Raw genomic sequence first — 23115 nt, 5'->3', positions numbered from 1 at the left:
GCGGAATTGGTAGACGCACTAGGTTCAGGTCCTAGCGCCCGCAAGGGTGTGGAAGTTCGAGTCTTCTCTTGGGCACCAACAGAATTGATTTAAGACCAGCTTACGCTGGTTGGCAGTACGGAAACAAGCATGCCCAGGTGGCGGAATTGGTAGACGCACTAGGTTCAGGTCCTAGCGGTGGCAACACTGTGGAAGTTCGAGTCTTCTCCTGGGCACCAAAGTTTCCAAGCAGGTTTCGCTGAATTAAGAAACTTGCAGCATGACAATGTACAGATTTGCCCAGGTGGCGGAATTGGTAGACGCACTAGGTTCAGGTCCTAGCGCCCGCAAGGGTGTGGAAGTTCGAGTCTTCTCTTGGGCACCAAACAAAAAGCCGTTGATCTATGATCAGCGGCTTTTTTGCATTCTCGCCACCCATGCTGCAAAGCGCCGCCCAGCGGCGGCGCCCTGCCCCTTACTTGCCCCCGCCTTCATGCCCTGCCGACACCTGCTGCCCGGCATTCGGCGCCAGCCGCAGGAACAACAAGCTGGACAGCGCGGTCAGCCCTCCCATGATCAGGAAGGCGTGGCCAAAGTCGTCGGCTTGCAGCTGCTGATGGTCCTGCAGCCAGGCCACGCTCTGCAAGGCGAACGCGCCCACCGTCACGCCAAAACCAGCTGCCAGCTGCTGCGCCACGCTGGACAAGCTGGTGGCATGGCTGAGCCTGTCCTTGCCGACATCGGCAAAGGTAATGGCGTTCAAACTGGTGAACTGCAGCGAGCGTAAACATCCGCCCAACACAAAGACCGCCAGCAAGACCCAATGCGGCGTATCCGCCTGGAACAATACGTACACCGCTACCGAACAACCGGCCAGGATGCTGTTGAGTATCAGGATGCGGCGGAAGCCGAACTGCTGCAACACCTTGGCGACGATGGTCTTCATCCCTATCGCCCCCATCGCCGTAGAACAGGTCAAGAGGCCGGATTCAAATGGCGAGAAACCAAAACCCAGCTGCAGCATCAGCGGCAGCAGGAACGGAATGGTGCCGATGCCGACGCGGAACATGAAACCGCCCACCACCCCGGCGTGGAACGTGGGCAGCCGCAGCAAGGAAAGATCCAACAGCGGGTGCGCCTGCCGCCGGTAGTGCCACAGGTAGGCCAGCAGCAGCGCCGCGCCGATGACGGTCAGCCAGATCGACGCCTGGGCAGACAGCATATGCTTGCCCTCCGAAGCCAGGCCCAGCATCAGCATGGACAAACCGGCGCCGGTGAAGACGAAGCCGGCCAGGTCGAGCTTGGGCACATCATCTTCTTTCAGATTGGCGATGAAGCGCCCGGCCAGCGCCATCCCCAACAAGCCGATGGGAATGTTGATCAGAAAGATCCAACGCCAGTGGAAATAGGTGCTGATGAAGCCGCCCAGCGGCGGGCCGATCACCGGGCCCAGCAAGGCCGGCACCGTCAGATAGCTCAGCGCCCGCACCAGATCGGCCTTGTCTATCGTGCGCAGAATCACCAGCCGCCCCACCGGCACCATCATGGCTCCGCCTATGCCTTGCAGAAAGCGCGCCATCACGAAGCCATGCAGCGAACTGGTCGCCGCGCACAGCAGCGATCCCAACATGAACACCACAATGGCGGAGCGGAAAATGCGCCTGGCCCCGAAGCGGTCGGCCATCCAGCCGCTGATGGGAATGAACACCGCCAGACTCACCAGATACGATGTCAGCGCCAGTTTCAACGATATCGGATCAACGGCGAGATCGCGGGCGATGGCCGGCAAGGAGGTGGAAATGACGGTGGAGTCCATGTTCTCCATGAACAGCGCCGTGGCGACGATCAACGGCGTCACCATGCCGGGAGCGATTTTCAACTTCATGACTTTTGAATGTCAAAACAACCATCGGAGTGTACCACTTGCCATTCACTCCCGGCGGATGGCAACGCCTGCGCGGCGCCCCCGCCCAGGCCTAAGATCGTGAACAGGCTTAGGCTGCTACGCACCGACAGGATAAAGCCGTTTGGCTCGCTAGACGCCGCCACGCACAGCGGTTCCCGCAACCCAATCAGCCTGCGCGTGCAATTGCCCTCGCTAGCGAACGATGAAATGCGCTTGACGCGCCGTCACTCCGCATCAGCTCAAAGACAATAACAATCGTGTTTCCAGTTGCGCGGGCGGCGTGTCGTACGGCGCATTCAGGTATTCTTCCAAGCAGGGCACCTCGCCAGGCTGCTCACCGCTGGCGGGCAGCCAATGGCGATACAGCCAGTCCCAACTCTCCGACAGTTCCGCATAAGGCCCCACATGCAGCAAAACCGCGTAACGCGCGGAGGGGATTTCGCCCCACTCGAAACCATCCATCGCCGCCGCCTCCAGCCGAGCAGGCATGGTCGCGCAGGCGATTGCGCGCAGCTCCTTAGGCGGCGTGAGCGCCGGATCGTCGAGGTACAGGGCAAAGGCGCGCGATGGCGCGTCATCCACCAATCCCGGCCCATGCACGGCGCGCAGCGCATCGAATGCCTTGCCGATTTCCATATACGGTCCGCAATGGCGGCGCATCAGCACCCGCACCGCGTCCAACTGCACGATATCCACTTGTCGCATGATCTTCTCCCTATTCTGGTTCAGAAACATGAGACGACGCTTGCGATAGCGACCCGGCGTTTCGCCATAGCGGGCGGCAAAAGCGCGGATGAAGGCCGCGCTGCTGGCAAAACCTGCCCTGGCGGCAACCCTGGTCATCGGCCAATCCACCCGCGCCAGTTCGCCGGCGGCCCGGTGCAGCAATAGCCGCTGGCGGCTGTCCATCACGGTTTCGCCCATCAAGTTGCGATATAAGCGATGGAAGTGAAACCGCGAAAAGCAGGCCTCGTCCGCCAGGCGATCCAACAGCAGCGGCTCGTCCAGATGGCGCCACAAATAGTCCAGTGCACGCAGCAGACGACAGGTATATAGCGTGTCGGGGCCGAATTGCCGATAAGCGTGTCTCATGGAGGTCAGCCTAGACGGTCTCGATTGATCGATTTTGCTCTTCATGCAGCAGCAACCATTGCATGCTTTGACACAGCTCCACCACGTAATCCCACACCACACGGTAGCGCAGGGTGCGGCGGATATTGCTGCGCGCGCTGATCCAGTAGGATCGAATGATGCGCAGCTCCGGCAACAGCTGCGCCAGCCGCGGATCGTCGTAAGTCATATAGTAAGGCAGCACCACGATGCCGCCACCGGCCAGGGCGGCTTCCTTCTGCGCCACCACGCTGGTGCTGCGCAGCGGCATGCTGGGATGGCGACACAAGCCATGATGGAACATCAATTCCCGCGAGAACAGCAAATCGTCGACATAGGCCAGGATGGCATGGCCGTTCAAATCCTCGCGCTCGGCGATGGGCGGATGAGCCGCCAGATAGGCCGGCGTGGCGTACAGGCCCAGGCAGTAATCGGTCAGTTTGCGGGTCACCACCAGATTGGCCTGCGGCCGCTCCAGCGTGATGGCGATATCCACCTCGCGGCTGGTGATGCTGACAAAACGCGGCACGGCCACCAGGTCTATCTCCAGGCCAGGATACTGCGCCATCAAGGCTGGCAAGTGCCTGGCCAGAAACTGGGCGCCCAGCCCTTCCGGGGCGCCCAGCCTCACCACGCCGTTGACTTCGACATGGCCGCGCTTGCCGCTGTCCAGCATCTGCGAAGCGGTATTTTCCAGCGCCTCCGCCAGCGGTAGCAGCTGCCGGCCGGCCGCCGTCAGCGCGTAGCCGTCGGCCTGCTGGATAAACAGCGGCTGTCCCATCACCTGCTCCAGCGCATCGATATGGCGCGCCACCGTGGCATGGGTAGTGCCCAGTTGCCGCGCCGCGCCCAACAGCTTGCCGCAGCGCTGCAAGGCCAGAAAATAGCGCACATCGTTCCAGTCGAACATGCCACCCCCTATCGGGACTTGTGCGTTTGCACACGAACAGGAAAGCCCTGCGGCCATCCGCTGTTCAAAAATTAACACACCTTGTTTCCCGATGACTATTTCCACCCGCACGCACTTGGGTTTAGATGATCGGCAAGACAAAGACATAAGCGGGTATCGCACCATGCTCAGCGGCGAGTTCGATTACATCATCGTCGGCGCCGGCAGCGCCGGCTGCCTGCTGGCCAACCGGCTGTCGGCGGATCCTGCCAAGCGCGTGCTGTTGCTGGAGGCCGGTGGTCGCGACAACTACCCGTGGATACACATCCCGGTCGGCTATCTTTATTGCATCGGCAATCCTCGCACCGACTGGTGTTACCGCACGGTGGCGGAAAGCGGCCTGAACGGCCGCGCGCTGGGCTACCCGCGCGGCAAAGTGCTGGGCGGGTCTTCGTCGATCAACGGCATGATCTATATGCGCGGCCAGGCCGCCGACTATGACCACTGGGCCTCTCTGGGCAATGCCGGCTGGGGCTGGCGCGACGTGCTGCCGCATTTCATCGAGATGGAGGATCATTACGACCCAGCGCGGCCGCAGCACGGCCATGGCGGCGAATGGCGGGTGGAAAAACAACGCCTGTCCTGGGAGATTCTGGATGCCTTCCGCGCCGCCGCCGCGCAGCAGGGCATAGACCCGGTGGAGGATTTCAATGGCGGCGACAACGCCGGCTGCGGCTACTTCGAGGTCAATCAAAAAGACGGCTGGCGCTGGAACTGCGCCAAGGCCTTTCTCCATCCCATCCGCCATCGCCCCAACCTCACGGTGCTGACCGGAGCGGAAGCGGACAAACTGCTGCTAAACGACCGCCGCGCCGCGGCAATCGCATTTATGCAACATGGCGAACGCATGCAAGCCCGTTGCCGCGGCGAAATCATCCTCGCCGCCGGGGCCATAGGCTCGCCGCTTTTGTTGCAGCGCAGCGGCATCGGTCCGGCGCCGCTGCTGTCGCGGCATGGCATCGCGCCGCTGCAGGTGCTGCCCGGCGTCGGCGCCAATCTGCAAGACCATCTGCAGCTGCGGCTGGTATTCAAGGTTCAAGGCGCAGCCACGCTGAACCAGCGTGCCGCCAGCTGGAGCGGCAAGCTGGCGATGGCCTGGGAATACTTATGGAAGCGCAGCGGGCCGTTGTCGATGGCGCCCAGCCAGCTTGGCGCCTTCGCTCGCAGCGGCCCTGACGCGGTACGGCCGGATCTGGAATATCACGTGCAGCCGCTGTCGCTGGACCGCTTCGGCGAACCTTTGCACCGCTTTCCGGCCTTCACCGCCTCGGTCTGCCATCTGCGCCCGGCCAGCCGCGGCCACGTGGCGATCGGCGGCATCAGCCCGGCCGCGCCGCCCATCATCCAACCCAATTACCTCAGCCACCCGGAAGACCAGCGCATTGCCGCCGCTGCCATCCGGCTGACGCGCCGCATCGCCGCCGCGCCGGCGCTGGCGCCATATCTGCCGCAGGAATACCGGCCAGGCCTGCGATATCAGAGCGAGGAGGAACTGATAACCGCAGCCGGCGACATCGGCACCACCATTTTCCACCCGGTGGGCACCTGCAAGATGGGAAGCGACGAACTGGCGGTCGTCGACGACAGGCTGCGCGTGCAAGGCATCGCCGGGCTGCGCGTGGCCGATGCCTCCATCATGCCCGTCATCACCTCAGGCAATACCAACAGCCCTACGCTGATGATCGCCGCCAAGGCGGCGCAGATGATCGCGCAGGACAACAGCCCCCCGGCGCCAATCAGGACGCCGGCCCCACCCGCAAAGGAGACCTGGACATGAGCAACAGCATCGCGCCGACGGCATCCGCCGTCGGCATCAGCCGGGCCGAGCGCAAGGTGATACTCGCCTCGTCGCTCGGCACCGTGTTCGAATGGTATGACTTCTTCCTGTACGGCGCGCTGGCCGCCATCATCGGCAAGCAGTTCTTCTCCGGCGTCAATGAAACCACCGCCTTCATCTTCGCGCTGATGACCTTTGCCGCCGGCTTCCTGGTGCGGCCGTTCGGCGCCCTGGTATTCGGCCGGCTGGGCGACATGGTGGGCCGCAAGTACACCTTTCTCGCCACCATCGTCATCATGGGCCTGTCCACCTTCCTGGTGGGCGTGCTGCCGGGCCATGCCACGCTGGGCATCGCCGCGCCGGTTATTTTGGTGAGCCTGCGCATGTTGCAGGGCCTGGCCATAGGCGGCGAATACGGCGGCGCGGCCATCTACGTGGCGGAGCATGCGCCGGACAACAAGCGCGGCGGCTACACCAGCTGGATTCAGGTCACCGCCGGCGCCGGCCTGCTGCTATCGCTGCTGGTGATCCTGGTCTGCCGCAAGCTGACCGGCGACGCCTTCAATGAATGGGGCTGGCGCCTGCCCTTCCTGCTGTCCATCATCCTGCTGGCCATTTCCACCTGGATCCGGCTGTCGATGCAGGAATCGCCAGCCTTCCTGAAAATGAAGGCGGAAGGCAAGCACTCCAAGGCCCCGATCAGCGAGGCCTTCGGCAACTGGGCCAACCTGAAAGTGGTGCTGGTCTCGCTGTTCGGCTTCAACGGCGGTCAAGCCGTCACCTTCTACTGCGCCCAGTTCTACTCGCTGTTCTTCCTGACGCAGATCCTGAAAGTCGACCCGCAAACCGCCAACCTGATGCTGATCGCATCCCTGATCATCACTACGCCGCTGTTCCTGTACTTCGGCCACCTGTCCGACCGCATCGGCCGCAAACCGGTGCTGCTTGCCGGGCTGATTCTGGGCTTGGTTCTGACCTTCCCGGCCTTCCGCTGGCTGACCGACTACGCCAATCCGGACGTGGCGTCGGCCCAGTCCCGCGCGCCAGTGGTGGTGATGGCAGACCCGGCCACTTGCCACTTCCAGTTCGACCCGATAGGCAAGGCCAAGCTCGACACCCCATGCGACCAGGCCAAGGCGCTGCTGGCGAAGAACGGCGTGCCGTACAAACAGCAAACCGCGCCGGCCGGCGTGATGGAAATCCACATCGGCGGCGTGGTGCAGCCGGGTTTCGACAAGAAGGCGCTGCAAGCAGGATTGAAGGCGGCGGGCTATCCGGACAAGGCGGATCCCGAGAAGATCAACCATGCGATGGTGGTGCTGGTGCTGGTGCTGCTGTCGGTGATCTCGGCGCTGACTTACGGCCCGCTGGCGGCGATGATGGTGGAACTGTTTCCCACCCGCATCCGCTACACCTCGATGTCGCTGCCCTACCACCTGGGCAATGGCTGGATAGGCGGGCTGATGCCTACCGTAGCGTTCTCGCTGGTGGTCTACACTGGCGATATCTTGTACGGGCTGTGGTATCCCATCGTGGTCTACGCCGTCAGCCTGACCGTAAGCCTGCTGTTCCTGAAGGAAACCTTCCGCAACGACATCCATCGGCACGGATAACATCCCTTTCAACCGCCCCCGCTTGCCACGGGGGCGTCTCCCATCTTCCCCCGCCGCCAGTCGCGCGATTTGAATGCGCCCTTCAGACATGGCCAGGTTTTCCCCTTGCATCCTGCAAGGCACAAAACCATGCAATTTTTCCCAAATGCAATAAGTTGAAAGTATCCCGTTCCAAACATAGTGCCGGGCAAGCAGGCGCTTGCGCTCTGAGTCGCCTCCACCCTGCCTATCTTTGAATAATCACCTAATTAATAAGATTATATTATTAATAATTCAATTAAACACACCATTGTTGTTTAGAATTTGGCAAGCTATACTGAACTTAATAGCAAGTATTAAACAAAAGCAAATCAATTTAAACTTAAAGTTTAAAAATTCCGCAGCGGCTCATGCGGAGTCATCCACCGGGAGACTCAAATGAAAAAAGTCATTTTCACTCTGGCAGCGCTGTTCGCCCTGCAATCCGGCTTGGCTCTGGCTGCCAACGGCGGCACCGTCACCTTCAGCGGCTCCATCGTCAAGGAACCCTGCGCCGAAAGCAGCAGCGATCTGCTGAAATACGCGATGAATCCACATCAGTACCAGGCCGCTCGCAAAGTCGCCTCTGGCCATGCCTGCGCCGGAATGGACAATACCCAATCGCTGAGCCTGACCTCCGTCAACATGGCAAATGCCGCCACACAACGCAGCGGACAGCTGGTTACGGTCATCTACAACTGAGCGCCAGCGCACAAAAAAGCCTTCGGCCGTTATGACCGAAGGCTTTTTGCATTTTTAGAGGGATGGGTCGGCTACTGATACAGCATGTCTATCGTGATCGCCGTCTGCAGATTCCCCGGTACGATGTTCGACGTCCGCATATACTCCACAAACAATCCCAGCTGCGCCGACTGCGACTGCACATTGACTACCCGGGTATTGTTGCTGTTATTGGCGCCGATGTTGGCGTTGTCCGCCGAACTACCCAGATTGATGGCTATCCCTTTCGCCGTCCCTCCTGTATTGGCGAACAGGACCGAATTGTTGGCGTCCGCCGCTCCGGAGAAACGGAAAGTAGCCGTCCTGACGCCGGTCGAACAATTCACCGCGCTGATGGTGAAAGTATTGCGGGCCTGGGCGCTGCCAACAGCCGGGAACTGCGTGGCGGCAACCGTCGGCAGGTTGATCGTGTACTGACCGTTCGCGCTCAAGTTGCAGGTGCCGCCTGGCGTGAAGGTGACCGAGCCATTGATCAACTGGTTGAAGTTGATGCCCTGCTGCGCGTTCAAGCCTCCGATCCCATCCAATTGGAACACGGAATATTGGTTGATGGAGGATGAGCCACTGGACGGCGCACCCGTCGTCTTCAGCAACACAATGGAATACTGCAAGTTAGTCTTGACGGAACCATTCCTCGGCACATAAATGCCGGTATCGATGGCGCCACTGCTTTGGGTATAAGTCTGGCCGTTGAAAATGATGCCAATCTGCAAGCCAGGAGCCAACGTCACTTTCTTGGGATTGACCCAGAAATAGACATTTTCGCCTATGCTTTGCGCGCAATACAGGCTGAGGTTCTGCAATGGCGACTGCCAGATGATCTTTCCCACCGGCGCATTGGCGGAGACATACAGATTGCCCGGCAAATTGAATGTCGACGTGACGCTGCCGGCGCTACTGCTTCCGTTCCAGCACCCCAAAGCATGGCTGGTCAGCGGCATGGCCAGCAGCAACGCCAGCATCCAACCATACAGTCCACGGCAAATCAGTTTCTTCATTTTTCTATCGCTTTCCCGGCATGCCCACAGGCGCGCCATCATCATCACAGCGGCGCGCAAACGGCATCCGCCTGCAAATACGCCGCGCCGCCGGTGTTCTGCGGCAACGGATAGCTGAAACGGCATTGCTGATCTTGAGCGCTGCCCCAGCTTGCCAGCAGCGGCTTGCCTTCCATTCCGCGCAGGAAGGCGCGACCGCCCTGCCCCACCATGGTCAGAAAGTCTTCGCCATTGCCGGTACTGACCGTGGCGCCCACCGGCAAATGGCTGCCATCGGGACGACGCAGCGTCACGATGACCGGCTTGCCCTGCTGGGTATTGAACTTCAGCATGACGATGGCGCCGGCACGCGGCGCATCCTGCACGCTCGTTTCTTGCAACTCCACATCCTGGCTCATTCCGCGCGGATCCAGAGTGATTTCATTCTGTCGATACGGCATCAAGGACGTCACCACCGCATAACCGCTCTTATTGACGCGCACCCCATTGGTATTGCTGACTGCCGCGCCCTCGGCGCCCGGCGCTTCGACCACTGCGATAGACTCGCCCAGAGACTGGGCAGGCGTCACGCCGCCAGGATGGAAAACCAGCGCGCCGCTGATGCCGGCATTCGCCTGCGAATTGCTGCCGTTGACGCTGGCGCCGGCGCTGAGCGTGGCCACCGACGTAGCATACTGCACGTTGCCGCCGCCGCTGCTGCTGTTGCCGCCGTTGCTGTCGCGATTCGCGCTGCCGTAAACGCTGTAGTTGAAGTTGCGCAAGGTTCCGGCCGTGCCGCTCAAACTCGCCTGGGCAGTGCCGCTGCGGTCGCTGCTGCTGCTGACGCTGGTGCTCAACAACGGAGAATGCGGCTCGCGCCCCAGAGGCATGGAAACGCTCAACGAGTACTGGTTGACGATGCGGCCAGTAGAGTCCTGGGTACGGCCGGCGGACAGATTGAAACTCACCGACTTGAAATTATTGCTGTAACCCAGTTGATAAGTCAGATCGCGTCCGCGCTGATTCCAATAGTCCTGCGTGGAGCCGGTCAGATACACATGGCCCCAACGATCGCCCAAGGGCTGGTCGGCATTCAGCTGAAATTTATTCTTGGCTCGATACACTACGCCAACCTGATTCAGCAAATTGGTATAGTCGCTCAGTTCAAGAAAGCCTGAAGTGGAGAAGCGATAGGCCGCCACGGTGAAGTTGGTGCGCGTCGCTTCCATCAGCTTGCTGTAAGTCACCCGGTAACTCTGGCCATGCATAGTGCTAGTCGGGGCATTGAACGGCAGCTCATTGGCCCAAGATTGGGTCACATCCAGCGCCAGCGCGCCCAAAGGGGTGTTGATGCCGGAACCGAACAGCGCGGACTGGTAGTGATCAGCAGCGATCACGCCGCCATATAGCGTCAGGCTGTTGCTGATGCCGCGCTGATAGGTGACCTGGGCGAAATTGGGCCGCTTGCTCAGCGCACTGTCGCGCCATTGGCCGGCCGTGAACGAGTAACGAGACTGCCCCGCGCGCAGCAGTTGCGGCACAGCGGCGTAAGGCACGATGAACTTGCGCACGCGGCCATCGGCTTCGGTCACCGTCACTTCCAGATCGCCGGCAAAACCAGTGTTGTACAGATCGTCGATGCTGAACTCACCAGGCGGCACCGCGTTCTCATAGATCAGATTGCCGTTCTGGCGGATCGACACTTTGGCATTGGTTTCGGCTACGCCGCGCACTACGGGCGCATAGCCTTGCTGCGACTCCGGTTGCATCCGGTCGTCGGAACTCATCTGCATGCCGCGGAAAGGCACGCTGCCGAACAGGTCGGACGGCGTGAAATAATCGCCCATGGTCAGCACGGAACGTAAGTCCGTCATATCGCGCTGGACATAGGCGGAGGCATTCTGATAGTTGCGCTCGCTCTGGCCCTTGCCGTTGTTCTGCTGGGTCAGCGTGCCGTTATAGCGGAAGCGCCACAAGCCAACATTCAAACCGGCATTGGCGCCAAGGTAATACTGGGTGGATTTGCCGGCTGCGCCATTGTCGTAACGGTAGGTATTGGCGTTGTAATTCAGGAAGCCGGCAAATGGCGCGCCGGCATCCCAATATTCCGGCGCGACGTAACCGCGCGCCTGGGCGCGCAGGTATTTTTGAGGAATGCTGACATCCAGGCGCAGGTCGGCGCTGTTGAAACGCGAAAATGCGCCCGGCACCACGGTTGCGATGTCCACACAACGACTGGGCTCGTCGCGCCCGGGCACGCCGACCGCGTTCTGCAAGCGCGAGAAGTCCACCCCCAGATCGTCAAGCATCGCCCGGTTGAAACAAGCCAGCACCTTACGCTCAGCCAATTCCTTCATCAGCACGTCGCGGCGTCCCAGCCAGGTGGCGTTGACATAGACATCGGCCCGATAGTTGCCCGGAAAGGCGCTGTCCATCTGATTGAAGCGAGACAGATCCACCTGCTTGCCGTTGGCGTTCTGGTTGATGAACACCGGATTGAATTGCACGTCGTCGAGGGCGGCGCTCCCTGCCGCAGGAGCATCCGCCAAGGCAGCTTGCCCGCCGAACAGGCCGCAAATCAACAGGCTAAGCGGGCTGAGAACCCAGCGGCTATCGGGCTGTCGTGTTTTCAAGTGCTTCATGGCTAGATTGAGTCCTGCGGAAGCGCGCAGCCCTGGCCGGCGCAAGCAAAATGATCAGGGAAGCAAAGGCGCGCTATGCATGACGGCCGCGCCGTAATCGTTGATGCTCTCGTAATTGAGCTTCAGGCTGCCTTCCGGCTTGTTTTTCAGGTCTTTCAAGAGAAAGTCATGGCTGCCGGCCGGCGGAACCATCCCGCCATCGGTCTCATACTCATGCTTGCCGATCAACAGAACCGCTCGATTGAGCGAAACGTGGTACGCGGCCTGGTTGGTGGCGCGCAGCAGATAACCCTTGCCGCCAGCTTGCGGCAGTAATGACCAGGAAAGCTTGTCCGCTGCGTCAGCAGACGTGCCGGGAAGGCCGGAGGGGCGGTAAAACAGCTTGATGCGGGAACGAAACGCCACCTGCATGAAGTTGCGCTGCTCGCTGCTAGCCTTGGGCAGCGGGGGCACATCCAGCACGTTCAGCCAGAACACCGACTCCCTGTCCTTGGGCAGGTCGGCGCCGGTGAAGGTCAAGCGCAGGGTCTGCCCTTTTGTCGGATCGACGCGGAAAATCGGCGGCATGATCAGGAAAGGCGCGTCCGCGGTGTCCGGGACAGATTTCTCATTGCCGCTATCCGCCCATACCTGTACCAGAGACGGCTCCTTGCCAGGATTATTGACCTTGACGGTGACCTCGCGGTCCTCCGCCTTGTACACCACGCGGGTGCCGGAGATCACTACGCCCGCCAAAGCCCCGCTGGCCCACACCGAACCTGCCAACGCCAAGGCAAGCGTTCCGCGCCATACTGCTTGTTTCATTTTTGAATCCGCTTCCAGATAAGAAAATCGGCTGGCGCCCTGCGGGCTGCCAGCCGCTTGAGGCCAATTACTGGTAAGTCATCGAGTACTGGACGCTGGTGTTCACCGAACCCGCGCCAGCGGCGCCGGTAGCGTAGTACTGGGCGTAATAGGCCATGGAAGCGCCGCCGCTGCTGATCGGCACCACTTGCGAATTGGCATTGTTGCTGAGGTTGATGGCGTTGAAGCTGTTGTTCAGCAGCTGAACTTCCACATTGCTGGCAGCGCCGGAGCCGGTAGCGTTCAACAGATTGCCGGTGGTCGCATTGACGGTCGGACCGACCTCAAAGCGGGTCTGGGCATTCTTCAGAGCGGAAGGGCAGTTGCTCAAAGTGATGGCGAACGGCGTGGCGCCGGAAGTTTGGCCCTTGGCCGCCAGGGAGGCTGCGCCCACGGTCGGCAGGGTCACGGTCACGTTCTGGCCCGAGTTGCCGGCGATGTTGCAGGTCTGCGCCACGATGTTTCCCGTGACGGTGATTTGGCCGTCAGCGGCCATGGCGGCAGAAGAGTACAAACCCAGTCCAATCAGCGCTGCAGTTACGATCTGTTTCATGAAAGTCTCCGTTTAAATTGCGGGCAGTGCATATGCCCGATTGCTTGGCCCTACTGGGCGGAAATGGCAGAGTTGTCCGGCATGTCGAGGCATCTTCGGCAATCTTGCGATTACAGCCAGCGCTTGAGCATCGCATCCTCAACCAACCATCTATCAATAAAAATCATGATCAGTTTCAACAAATTCCATCAAATTAGATGAAAATAATTTAAAATCAATCATGATTTTGTTTAAAATCAGTGAGGGAAAACCTGAAGATATGGAGCCTGCACACCGCAAGGGCGGCCTATCGCCATACCATGGCTGGATGATGCTTTGCTCTCATCACGCCTGGCGAGCGAACCCTGGCAGGGCCTCTTGCAGCGCGGCTAGATGTGATGTGACGCAAGATTAAAGCAAATTAGACATGACTTTCAATATGCACTTACTCAACAAATCTTAACAAAACCCACCCTAAAGCACTGATAGATAATGGAATTTCCACTTGAAATTTCAATTCCACTGAATTGGCAAGTGTATCATTCTTACATCATCATGATGATATTTTAAATCAAATGTTTAATATAAATGCAAAATTACAAATTTGCATGGAATGACAATGCCAAAATCATAAAATTGCATTTGCTGGGCTATCGCCTATCCGCTATTCAGCTTCTCAACATGCGCTTACACTGTTCGCGTTTTCTATTGCAGGAAGCCGGTCTTCATGACATTCGCCCGCAGCCAATACCTCATCGTCAACCGCCGCCGCTATCATCTGCGCCGCTGGGGAGCCGAAAACGCGCCGCTGATGGTGCTGCTGCACGGTTGGATGGATAGTTCGGCAACCTTCCAGTTCATGGTGGAAAGCCTGTGCCAGGAATGGCAGGTGGTGGCGCCCGACTGGCGCGGCTTTGGCGATAGCCAGTGGAATGAAGGCAGCTATTACTTCCCCGATTACCTGGCGGATCTGGACGATCTATTGACGCAGCTGTCGCTAGGACAGCCTGTCAGGCTGCTGGGACACAGCATGGGGGCGATGATCGCCGGGATTTACGCAGGGGTGCGTCCGGAGCGGATCGACCGCCTGGTGCTGGTGGAGGGATTTGGCTTGAATGCCACGCGGCCGGCCGAGGCCCCGGGGCGTTTCGCTCGCTGGTTGCGGGAAACCCAATCCGAAATCGGCTACGAGGCGATGGCGGATCTAGGACAAGTGGCGGACAAACTGCGCGGGCGCAACCCCTTGCTCCGCGATGAGCGCGCGCAATGGCTGGCGGCGGAGCTGACCCGCTCGACCGAGCATGGCGTCATTTATCGCGCCGATCCGCGCCACAAAATGGTCAACCCGATTCTATACCGGCTGGAAGAGGCGATGGCCTGCTGGCGCCGCATCTGCGCGCCAGTGCTGTGGGTCATGGGCGAACATCCGTTTGAACATCCGGCGGTCAAGGGCGTCATGTCCACGCTGGATGAGCGCCGCGCCTGTTTCTCCCGGCTCAGCGAAGTCGCCATCGCCGGGGCCGGCCACATGATACAGTGGGAAAAACCGGAGGAGCTCGCCGCGGCAGTAGAAAACTTTCTGCTGGGCGGGTAAAGCCTGTTGGCGACGCCGTTCGCGCGGCCTTGGCGGTCATGGCTCATTGGTAGCTCATGGTGAACGTCAACGATGTGTTGGCGGTCCCTGGCCGGATGGTGGCATTAGTCTGGTAGTAGGTTGCCAAGAGCCGAATCGTATAGGAACCTCCAACGGCCGGGTTGTAGCCCGATAGCGGATACAGAGTGGAAAACTGCAAGGCGCTGCCGCTATCGCCGCTGCGCAGCTGAATGCCCACCCCGCTGGCGGAAGAGGAGCCGTCCAACGCCACCACGCCACTGCCGACATTCAAGATGCTGGTGGTGGGATCGATCCGGTACTGGATTCCGGTGAGCCCGGCAGGGCAGCTATTGAGCACAACATTGAATCCGACCGCAGCCGGCTTCATCGGCCGGTTGATTCCCTGGAAATCGCCCAGGCTATGCTTGCCCAGGCTGATGTTGACGTTAGGCGTCGCGCAGGAAGACGCCAGAATGATGGCCTGCCCCCCCGCCTTGGCATCAAAAATCACTAGATTGTTGTCAAACTGATAACGCACGCTAGGCAAGGCTAGGCCAGATACCCGCCCCACTCCGACGTCGCCGGTCACCACCAGTTGATAAATCAGCGCCGGAGCGGTAAACGCGTAATTGGTGTGCTGTGCCACGCTGTCAGTGACTGGAGTGATGCTGCGAAACTGATTCAAGACCTGGATGCCGACGCCTGGCACGCCGCTTTGGTAAACATTGCCGCCAACCATGGGCTGTGGCGTATTGGTCAGCGTCCAGCTGCGGCTGCCGGCGCCGGCGCATTCCGCATAATTGCCGCTGCTTGGCGCCGACCAGCTGAAACTGGCAATCACCGAACCAACCGGAGCGTTGCGTGGCACCGCATATTGGCCAGACAGCATCACCACCGGCGTCAAGGTGGTAAAACCATTGATAAACCGGCAATCGCTGGAGGCCCAGGCAGAGGACGACAGCAGCAGGCCAAGCCAGCACCAGCCTGCCGCGCCGCGTTTAATGTATGAACAAAGCATGAAAACCACCCTTCTTGGCTTGGGCAATCGTATCACTTGCCGCTGTCTGCCTGATCGCCGCTCACAGACCGGCATGTTGTACTGAGCTGGACAAAGCCCTTTTCTGGAATCGCCTCAGGCACTTGGTAGCGGAAATGACATTCCCGTTGCGCCCCGCCGCCCCAGCGGATAATGAGATCCTTCCCCTCCATCCCGCGCAGAAACGCGCGCCCCCCCTGGCCCAACAGCGAAACCAATTGGCCCTGACCATCCAGAATCGCGGAACCAACCGGCAGCGCCACGCCATTGGCCTGCAGGATGCGTACCAGCACGGGCCGGCCTTGCTGAGTGGGAAACTTCAACAAGACGATAGCCCCGGCGCGCGGCACCACTTCCGCAGAAGTCGATTGCAACTCCACGGTATCCGACATGCCCTTAGGATCCAGCGACACTTCATTGACTCGATACGGCGTCAGATTGGGCTGCACCGCATAACCGGCATGGTCAACAGCCACACCGGTGGCATTATTCAAGGTCGCGCCTTCCGCTCCATTTGCCTGTATCAGCCCGATCGAATCTCCCAACGATTGCGCGGCGGTTACGCCGCCGGGGTGAACCACCAGCGCGCCGCTGATGCCGGCCCCCTCCTGTCGGCTGGAGCCCTGGCTGCTGGCGCTGGCATTCACAATGGCTTTCGAAGTGGCGTACTGCACGCTGCCGCCGCCGCCGGTTGAGCTGCCGCTGCCCCTGTTGTCCTGGTAGCTGCCGTAAACGTTGTAGGTGAGATTGTGCTGCTCGCCGCCGGTGCCATTGATCGCCAGCTGCTGGTTCTGATTATGCTGGCTGTCCACGGTGGTAGTAGAGGTCAGTTGCGGTGCATAAGGACTCTTGCCCAACAGCAGATTGACGCTCAGCAGATACTGGGTGATGGTCTGGCCTTGCGTATTGTTGGTGCGCGATGCAGACAGGGTGAGGCCGCCCCATTTGAAGGAATTGGAATAACCCGCCTGAAACAGCACTTGGCTATGGCCCGTGCTTTGATTCCAGTAATCTTGGGCGGTGCCTGCCAGGAATACCCGCCCCCAGCGTTCGGACAGGGGCTGATCGATATTCAGTTGCAGGCTGCGGCGCGGCCGCAGCGTGTCGACAAAGCCATCATGCAGCCTGGCGAAATCATCCAGGCTCAAATAACCGTTGGTTGAGTAGAAATACGAAACCACGGAAAAATTGGTTTTGATGCCAGGCAACATCTTGGTGTAGTTGATGCGATAGCTGCGTCCGCTCATGTCCGCGCTGGGCGCCGCCGGCACCAGCAAGTCCGAAGCAGCCGATTGGGTGACATCAATGGAAAACGCGCCGACCACCGTGTTCACAGCCGACCCCAGCATCAGCTCCAGGTAATGATCGGCCAGCACGCCCGCGCCATACAATGAGAAATTATTGCTGATCCCGCGCTGATAGGAGCCTTGGACAAACTCCGGCAGGCGGCTGAGATTGCTGTCCTGCAATCGCCCGGCCAGCAGGCTGAAACGGTAGCTGTCCTGCCTAAGCAGTTGCGGGATGGCGGAATAAGGCACGATGAATTGTTTGGTGCGGCCATCGGCCTCGGTCACGGTGACATCCATATCCCCGGCATAACCGGTATTGTACAAGTCGCTGATTTTGAATTCGCCGGGCGGCACCGCTCCTTCATAGATGATCTTGCCGTTCTGGCTCACACTGACCTTGGCATTGCTGTCGGCCACTCCGCGCACGACAGGCGCATAGCCCTGCAAAGACTCCGGCAACATGCGATCGTCGGAATTGATCAGCACGCCGCGAAACGGCACGCTAGGCAGCAGATCCGAAGGCGTGAAGGTATCGCCTACCGTCAGCTGCGACTTCCAGCTGGTCAGGTCATGCTGGGCATAAGTGCCGTTGCTGGCGTAATTGCGGTGGTGGCCTCCCGCCCCGCCGTTATCCTGCACCGCCAACGCGCCGTTGTAGCGCAAGCGCCAGCCTTTGACGTTGACCCCGGCATTGGCGCCGACAAAATATTGCGAGCTACTGCTTCCCGCGACGTTGTAACGATAAGCGTTGCCGTTGTAGCTGAGAAAACCGGCAAGCGGCATGCCCGCATCCCAATATTGCGGGTCGACATAGCCACGGGCGTTGGCGCGCAAATAAAGCTGCGGGATGGTGACATCCAGCCGCTGCTCCGCGGTGTCAAAGCCAATTTGCGAGCCCGGCACCACCGCCGCCACATCGACGCATGCCCCCAGCGCCGCCTTGAGCTTATCCGCAGCAGCCTGCAGCAGGCCGGCATCCACCCCCAGCTGCTCCAGCATGCCGCGATCCAGGCACGGAAGCACCTTGCCGTTGACTTCCCGCAACACCACGTCGCGCCGTCCCAGCCAGACCTGATTGACATAGACATCGGCCCGATACACGCCGGGCGTCGTCACATCGCCCTTGCTGAAGCGGGATAAGTCCACCGTCACGCCCTCAGGCGTCTTGCCGAAGAACGCCGGATTGAAAGACAGATCAGGCTGCGCGGCGGGTGGGGGGATAGGCGGCACCGGAGCCTGCGGCGCCGACGGCGAGGCAGCGGGCGTCGTGCTTGGCGCCGGCGTTTGCGCTGGCGCTGCAGGCTCGATCACCGCATCCGCCGCCCAGGCTGAGTCGCCGCCGCAGACCGAGAGCCATACCAGACCAACCAGTCTGACGAGATCGGACGTCATCAGCGTATCTCGTTGTTGCAGTGGTTTTCTCATAGCATTGACATTCAATTTAATGATGATTTTTCAATCACCATGAATTCATGGCCTGGGTCATCGATGTCGATTAGGCAAAAAGCGATATCAGGGAGTCAAAGCCACGTTGTGGAGCACGGGCGCGCCGTAATCGTTGATGGTCTCGTACTGAACCGTCATCGGGCCGGTCGGGAGCTGATGCATGTCTTTCAAATTGAAATCCTGCGTGCCTCCAGGGGAAATCATCCCGCCGTCGCTCCTGAACCCATGTCCAGGCGATTGCAGCATGGTCATATTGAAGGAGACGGAAAAGACGCTGCCATTGGTTCCGCGCAACGCATAACCCTTGCCGGCCGACTGCGGCACCAATTGCCACCGGACCTGCTCGGCGGCGTCGTCCGGCGTGCCGACCAGGCCGACCGGCCGGAAAAAAATCTTCAGCCGCGAACGAAAAGCGATTTGCAGATAGTTGCGTCCCGCCTCCACCCCCTGAGGCAGCGGCGGCACATCCAAGATATTCAGCCAGTACACCGTTTCCTTGTGTGGCGACGGTCCATCGCCGGTGTACACCATGCGCAAGGTTTGGGACTTTCCCGGCTCGATGCGGAAAATCGGCGGCATGATCAGAAAAGGCGCATCGGCCGTATCAGGCGTGGATTTCGAATTGCCCTTATCTGCCCAGGCCTGCACCAGCTCTGGCGTGTCGCCGGGGTTGCTCACTTTGATCGTCACTTCTCGATCGCTGCTGTTGTACACCACGCGGGTGCCGGCGACGACCACATTGGCATGGGCAGAGGCCATCATCGCGCCCCAGCATAGCCAAGCCAGAACCAGCCTCATCGTTTTTGCGCCCATGATTTCCATCCGCCTGAATCCGACACAAGAACACGCGCAAATCCGGGGAAGATGCCGACGCCAGAAAATCACTCAGCGCCAGCAGCCCCCCGCGGCCTAGTTGTAAAGCATGGAGAACTGCACGCTGGTCGCTACCGATCCGGCCCCGGCTACGCCCGTTGCCACATACTGCGCGTAATAGCGTAATGTTGCCGCCGAGCTGGTAATCGCCACCGTTTGCGAATTCGCATTTGACCCGACATTGATGGCTTGGAAGCTGTTGTTCAATAAACCGACTTCCACATTCACCGCGCCGCCCACGGCCTGATTCATCAAATTGCCGGTGGTTTGGTTGACGGTAGGGCCGATTTCAAACAGGGTCTGCGCCGTGCTGCCAGTGCAATTGGTCAGATTCAGGTTAAAAGGAGTTGGAGCGGCAGTTTGGCCCGCGGTGGCCAATGCGGTTCTCGAGACCAGTGGCAGTACAACGCTGACAACTGTGGGAGAACCGGCGGTGTTGCCATTAATTTGACAAGTATTGTTCGAGATTTGGCCGGAAATGCTGATCGTACCATCCGAAGCATATGCAGCCAGCGGCATGCCCAGGCCGAGTGCCAATGCAAGAGTGAGCGTCTTCATGTCAATTCACCTCATGATAAAGAGTAAAGCAGGAAAAAATAAATCGGTTGATAAAAACTAGCGACAAAACAACTCCCCCTTGCCGCTACCGCGCAAATGGCGATGAATATCATGAATCCGAACAAACCCATGCTTGGGGAAGCGTGGGCCTTGACTGATCACTTGAAAAGAGCCGTTCCGGCTTTCCGCTTAGCAAGGATTATGGGCTTCGATCCCGCGATCAAATTGTGTTAGCGCTTCTCAATTTATAAAACTCCAACATGGCTGACTGTACGGCAACGCACATATAGCAAATCAAAAGATTTAAACTTTTCCGCGAATCACCTTAATCATTATTAGCTCACCTCAAACCCGCCGCCATCAGCATATTTACTGATTACGCAATACACCCCTTACGCAACAGCAAAAACTGCGCATTAGGACAGGTTAAATTGCTGAAGCCAATTCACTCCCACAAAAGAAAAAATTCCTTTTTTCAAAAGCAAAAATCAGCCGCGCGTTAATTTAAATGGATCAATATAAAATACGAATATTGGCGCATCTGTGCGCTAGGGCACATATAAAGACGAACCGGTTCAATCTCATGAAGCGTGATTCCCAATCGTCGACCCACAGTGCACCGCTCATCTGAAATTCATAAAACAGACAGCGCCATCAGCCGGGAAAAGCAATTTAATATCCATTGAGAAATAGGCGATTAGCATCGTTACAGAGGGGAAAGACATAGAGCAAGCTAGCTAACCTATTCCCGAGCGATTCAGAAAAAAAGCCGGCGCATAGCCGGCATGCCAACGCCAGCGCCTGCCATCGAACCCGCAAGAAAAATGAAAAGTTGGAATATCGAATAATCGATGCATGCCCGGAAGGGGACGGCGACCTTGCCCAGACAGGTCATATTAACTGACCATCTGACAGACGAAATAGGTATGCGGAATCTACAAAAAAATGCGGCGCCGCTATTCACACCACGGTGGGTGGGGCCCAGTGCGGCCTAAAACGTTGGGAACATGAAAAAAGCCAGCCTGATTATCAGGCTGGCTTTTTTACCTCAGCGGGCAATGTGCTCAGCGGTACTCTAGCAGCAAGACCGAGCGCTCCTGCGCTACCGCTTGCAGGCTTACTGCCGCAACATAAGTGCCAGCGGGGTTCGCCACACTGCGGTAATCCAGCGTATGGGTAATGGGAGCGCTGTTGTCACACTGCATGCGCACGGACACTTTGCTAGCCAAAGCCTGCGCTTGCGTGCTGCAAGTGGGAGCCGTCACGCCGCCGGTAAAATACATGACCCCGCCGTCCGCCAAGGCCTTGGCAGACAAGCCCACACCCAGCAGCAAGGTCATGATGACACCGACTTGCGCGCATCCTGCCAGTGTCTTTTTGCCCCCGGAATAAGCGAGAGCAATGCATGAACCTGGATCATTAAAAACCTTAGCAAAATTCATGCCCATCCCAGCCTCCGATAAACTGAAATTAAAAACGATTTAAAATGTATAACTACTTACAAAATCCCCAATTAAAAATCAAAACAATGAAAATAAAACCAAAAATTAAACAATCATTTAAAATTACAGGCATGAGGCAAGCACATCAGCGAGATGGCCGCATTGCAAGCATAGATACTACTAGCTAGAACACAAGATAAAAATATTATTTCAAACCATTCGTTTAAAATCAAACAGCTCCGTCTAATACCCGATCACGCGCCGTCCATTACAGGACGCCGCACGTCCGGCGCGCCGCGTCGCCTCGTCGCGGCTGTACCTCGAAAATTTCCGGTGCGCGCTGCTACCTCGTTGCGGTTAGCCAGTCGGCTTCGAGCCCGGGGCCGCCAGCGGCTGGTTTGCCGATGGGATGCAGAGCCGCTAACAAACCTTCTGATCCTGCGCTGCGCCTCTTTCCCGTACGACGGGCACCCTGTGTCGGCGCGCCTTGGCTCAGGCGCTCTTCGCGGTTTGGTTCGCGGCTCCTCGCGCCGGACAAGCAGCGTGAAGATAATCGGCAAATTACGGTTTCAACATCAATCAATTTTCCATTCATTACCGATTCATAAAATACCACGCAGCCGCATTGCGCCGCCGCGAGGAAGTCAATGACTTGAAGAAGGCAACTGCTACACTGTTTAAGAACCGCCAGTTAAACGCGTGGCGCAGCTGACCCAAGCGCGCCGCCGCAGGCAATGCCAGCGATACGACAAGGCCGCGCAACGCAGCATCCGTTTTTTGTTAGCCGCGCCCAGTGAGAGTCAACTGCCCCCTCGACGACCATGGCCCATGAACTGAACGACGTGCAGCGTGAAAAGCTGCTGGAAAACCTGGTGATCCCGCCACGGCCGGAAATTCTCGACCAGCTGCAAGCCCTGCGCCACGACAGCGAATCAACGCTGCAGGAGCTGAGCGAACTAGTCAGCAGCGATCCGGCGCTCGCCATCGCCATGCTGAAAGCAGCCAATTCCCCCGCCTTGGGCCAGGGCCGCAAGATTCAGTCCATCGCTCAGGCCATCAACTTGCTCGGCGTCAATAATGTGATCAATCTGGCCTGCGGCCTGGTGCTGCGCAGCCGGCTGACGCAGGAAACGCCGCAGGCGCTGGAGGTGTTTTGGGATAAGGCGATGCAACTGGCCACGGTATCCGGCCTGCTCAGCGAGCGGCTGGCCCATGTGCCGGATCAGTGCCAGAGCTTCGCGCTGTTCCACGGCTGCGGCATCGCCATTCTGCTGATGCGGCAGGCCGGCTATGCGCGCACCTTGCAACTGATGGAGCTGGCCGACGACGAGCGCATCTGCAAGGTGCAACAGCAGCTGCATGGCACCGACCACACGGTGGTGGGCTACCTGGTGGCCAAGGTCTGGCACATGCCGGAAAACTTCGCCCGCGCCATCCTGCTGCAGTACGATCCGCAGATATTGGACACCGGACCGGGCGCCCTGCTGGATCATGAAGGCCGGATGATGGTGGCGGTGACGCGCGCGGCGCAACACGCCTGGCGGACCTCGCTGCCCGGGCACGAAGACCCGGGCTGGCCGCAGCGCCAAGCGGCGGTGCTGGCCTACCTGGGGCTGGACTTGGTGGAGTTCGAAGATTGGCGCGACCATCTGCACCTGCAGATGGCCGGCACCTGATAGGCCGTAGACGCGGCGTCAAGACTTTATCAAAACGCCTAGGGGCTGTTGACGTTTGGTGAGTGGATCGCGTTTGAGCCGATTTGGGCCGGAAGCAAGGCGCACAGTCCGCCG

17 protein-coding genes and 2 tRNA genes are annotated in these 23115 nt (G+C 59.1%); 7 read left to right on the top strand and 12 right to left on the bottom strand.

The features are described from left to right. Positions 1-131 precede the first annotated feature (131 nt). Both QUG01_RS19060 and QUG01_RS19055 read left to right on the top strand, forming a co-directional pair. Positions 132-218, top strand: a tRNA-Leu gene (locus QUG01_RS19060). Between the two features lie 59 nt (positions 219-277). Then, positions 278-364, top strand: a tRNA-Leu gene (locus QUG01_RS19055). Positions 365-454: 90 nt separating this feature from the next. Here the strand turns inward: QUG01_RS19055 and QUG01_RS19050 are convergent. From QUG01_RS19050 to QUG01_RS19040, 3 genes are all read right to left on the bottom strand, one after another. Next, a complete protein-coding gene (locus QUG01_RS19050; protein WP_500831465.1) occupies positions 455-1864 on the bottom strand; it encodes a DHA2 family efflux MFS transporter permease subunit in 1410 nt (469 codons plus the stop codon). Positions 1865-2119: 255 nt separating this feature from the next. Continuing rightward, on the bottom strand, positions 2120-2977 hold the full coding sequence (locus QUG01_RS19045; RefSeq protein WP_500831464.1) for an AraC family transcriptional regulator: 858 nt from the start codon (positions 2975-2977) through the stop codon (positions 2120-2122). Between the two features lie 10 nt (positions 2978-2987). Continuing rightward, entirely contained in the window at positions 2988-3905 is a 918-nt protein-coding gene (locus QUG01_RS19040; RefSeq protein WP_500831463.1) for a LysR family transcriptional regulator, read from the bottom strand. A 163-nt stretch (positions 3906-4068) separates the two neighbouring features. Between QUG01_RS19040 and QUG01_RS19035 the strand changes: the two genes are divergently transcribed. The 3 genes from QUG01_RS19035 (at position 4069) to QUG01_RS19025 (ending at position 8054) form a co-directional block, all read left to right on the top strand. After that, positions 4069-5721 (top strand): GMC family oxidoreductase, encoded by a 1653-nt coding sequence (locus tag QUG01_RS19035; RefSeq protein ID WP_500831467.1) that lies wholly within the window; start codon positions 4069-4071, stop codon positions 5719-5721. After that, on the top strand, positions 5718-7334 hold the full coding sequence (locus QUG01_RS19030; RefSeq protein WP_500831462.1) for an MFS transporter: 1617 nt from the start codon (positions 5718-5720) through the stop codon (positions 7332-7334). The genes QUG01_RS19035 and QUG01_RS19030 overlap by 4 nt, the downstream gene beginning before the upstream one ends. A 417-nt stretch (positions 7335-7751) precedes the next feature. Beyond that, positions 7752-8054: a hypothetical protein gene (locus QUG01_RS19025; protein ID WP_500831461.1), complete on the top strand. Its 303-nt coding sequence runs from the start codon at positions 7752-7754 to the stop codon at positions 8052-8054. Between the two features lie 71 nt (positions 8055-8125). On the opposite strand, the gene QUG01_RS19020 is transcribed toward QUG01_RS19025, so the two are convergent. The 4 genes from QUG01_RS19020 to QUG01_RS19005 form a co-directional block, all read right to left on the bottom strand. Then, positions 8126-9091 (bottom strand): fimbrial protein, encoded by a 966-nt coding sequence (locus QUG01_RS19020; protein WP_500831460.1) that lies wholly within the window; start codon positions 9089-9091, stop codon positions 8126-8128. Positions 9092-9135: 44 nt separating this feature from the next. After that, the gene (locus tag QUG01_RS19015) at positions 9136-11712 is read right to left on the bottom strand and encodes a fimbria/pilus outer membrane usher protein (RefSeq protein WP_500831459.1); all 2577 of its coding nucleotides are present in this window, start codon (positions 11710-11712) and stop codon (positions 9136-9138) included. Positions 11713-11766: 54 nt separating this feature from the next. Continuing rightward, positions 11767-12516 (bottom strand): fimbrial biogenesis chaperone, encoded by a 750-nt coding sequence (locus QUG01_RS19010; RefSeq protein ID WP_500831458.1) that lies wholly within the window; start codon positions 12514-12516, stop codon positions 11767-11769. A gap of 67 nt (positions 12517-12583) precedes the next feature. Then, positions 12584-13108, bottom strand: coding sequence for a fimbrial protein (locus QUG01_RS19005; RefSeq protein ID WP_103320780.1), 525 nt, complete (start codon positions 13106-13108; stop codon positions 12584-12586). Between the two features lie 706 nt (positions 13109-13814). Between QUG01_RS19005 and QUG01_RS19000 the strand changes: the two genes are divergently transcribed. Next, positions 13815-14681 carry an alpha/beta fold hydrolase gene (locus tag QUG01_RS19000; protein WP_500831457.1) on the top strand — a complete coding sequence of 289 codons (867 nt, stop codon included), beginning with the start codon at positions 13815-13817 and terminating at the stop codon, positions 14679-14681. A gap of 43 nt (positions 14682-14724) precedes the next feature. Here the strand turns inward: QUG01_RS19000 and QUG01_RS18995 are convergent, their stop codons facing one another. The 5 genes from QUG01_RS18995 to QUG01_RS18975 all read right to left on the bottom strand — a co-directional run bounded on the left by QUG01_RS18995 (position 14725) and on the right by QUG01_RS18975 (position 21331). Further along, positions 14725-15699 carry a fimbrial protein gene (locus QUG01_RS18995; protein WP_500831456.1) on the bottom strand — a complete coding sequence of 325 codons (975 nt, stop codon included), beginning with the start codon at positions 15697-15699 and terminating at the stop codon, positions 14725-14727. A gap of 32 nt (positions 15700-15731) precedes the next feature. Beyond that, positions 15732-18398, bottom strand: a complete 2667-nt coding sequence (locus QUG01_RS18990; RefSeq protein WP_500831455.1) for a fimbria/pilus outer membrane usher protein — start codon at positions 18396-18398, stop codon at positions 15732-15734. Between the two features lie 120 nt (positions 18399-18518). Then, positions 18519-19274 carry a fimbrial biogenesis chaperone gene (locus tag QUG01_RS18985; RefSeq protein ID WP_500831454.1) on the bottom strand — a complete coding sequence of 252 codons (756 nt, stop codon included), beginning with the start codon at positions 19272-19274 and terminating at the stop codon, positions 18519-18521. Between the two features lie 87 nt (positions 19275-19361). Further along, positions 19362-19883: a fimbrial protein gene (locus tag QUG01_RS18980; RefSeq protein WP_500831453.1), complete on the bottom strand. Its 522-nt coding sequence runs from the start codon at positions 19881-19883 to the stop codon at positions 19362-19364. Between the two features lie 1064 nt (positions 19884-20947). After that, complete coding sequence (locus QUG01_RS18975; RefSeq protein WP_500831452.1) at positions 20948-21331, bottom strand: hypothetical protein; 384 nt, start codon at positions 21329-21331, stop codon at positions 20948-20950. An 815-nt stretch (positions 21332-22146) separates the two neighbouring features. Between QUG01_RS18975 and QUG01_RS18970 the strand changes: the two genes are divergently transcribed. Then, positions 22147-23001 (top strand): HDOD domain-containing protein, encoded by an 855-nt coding sequence (locus QUG01_RS18970; RefSeq protein WP_500831451.1) that lies wholly within the window; start codon positions 22147-22149, stop codon positions 22999-23001. The last annotated feature ends 114 nt before the right edge of the window (positions 23002-23115 follow it).

The sequence above is a fragment of the Chromobacterium sp. CCUG 76385 genome, assembly GCF_059916625.1.
This window is presented reverse-complemented; position numbering and strand designations above follow the sequence as displayed.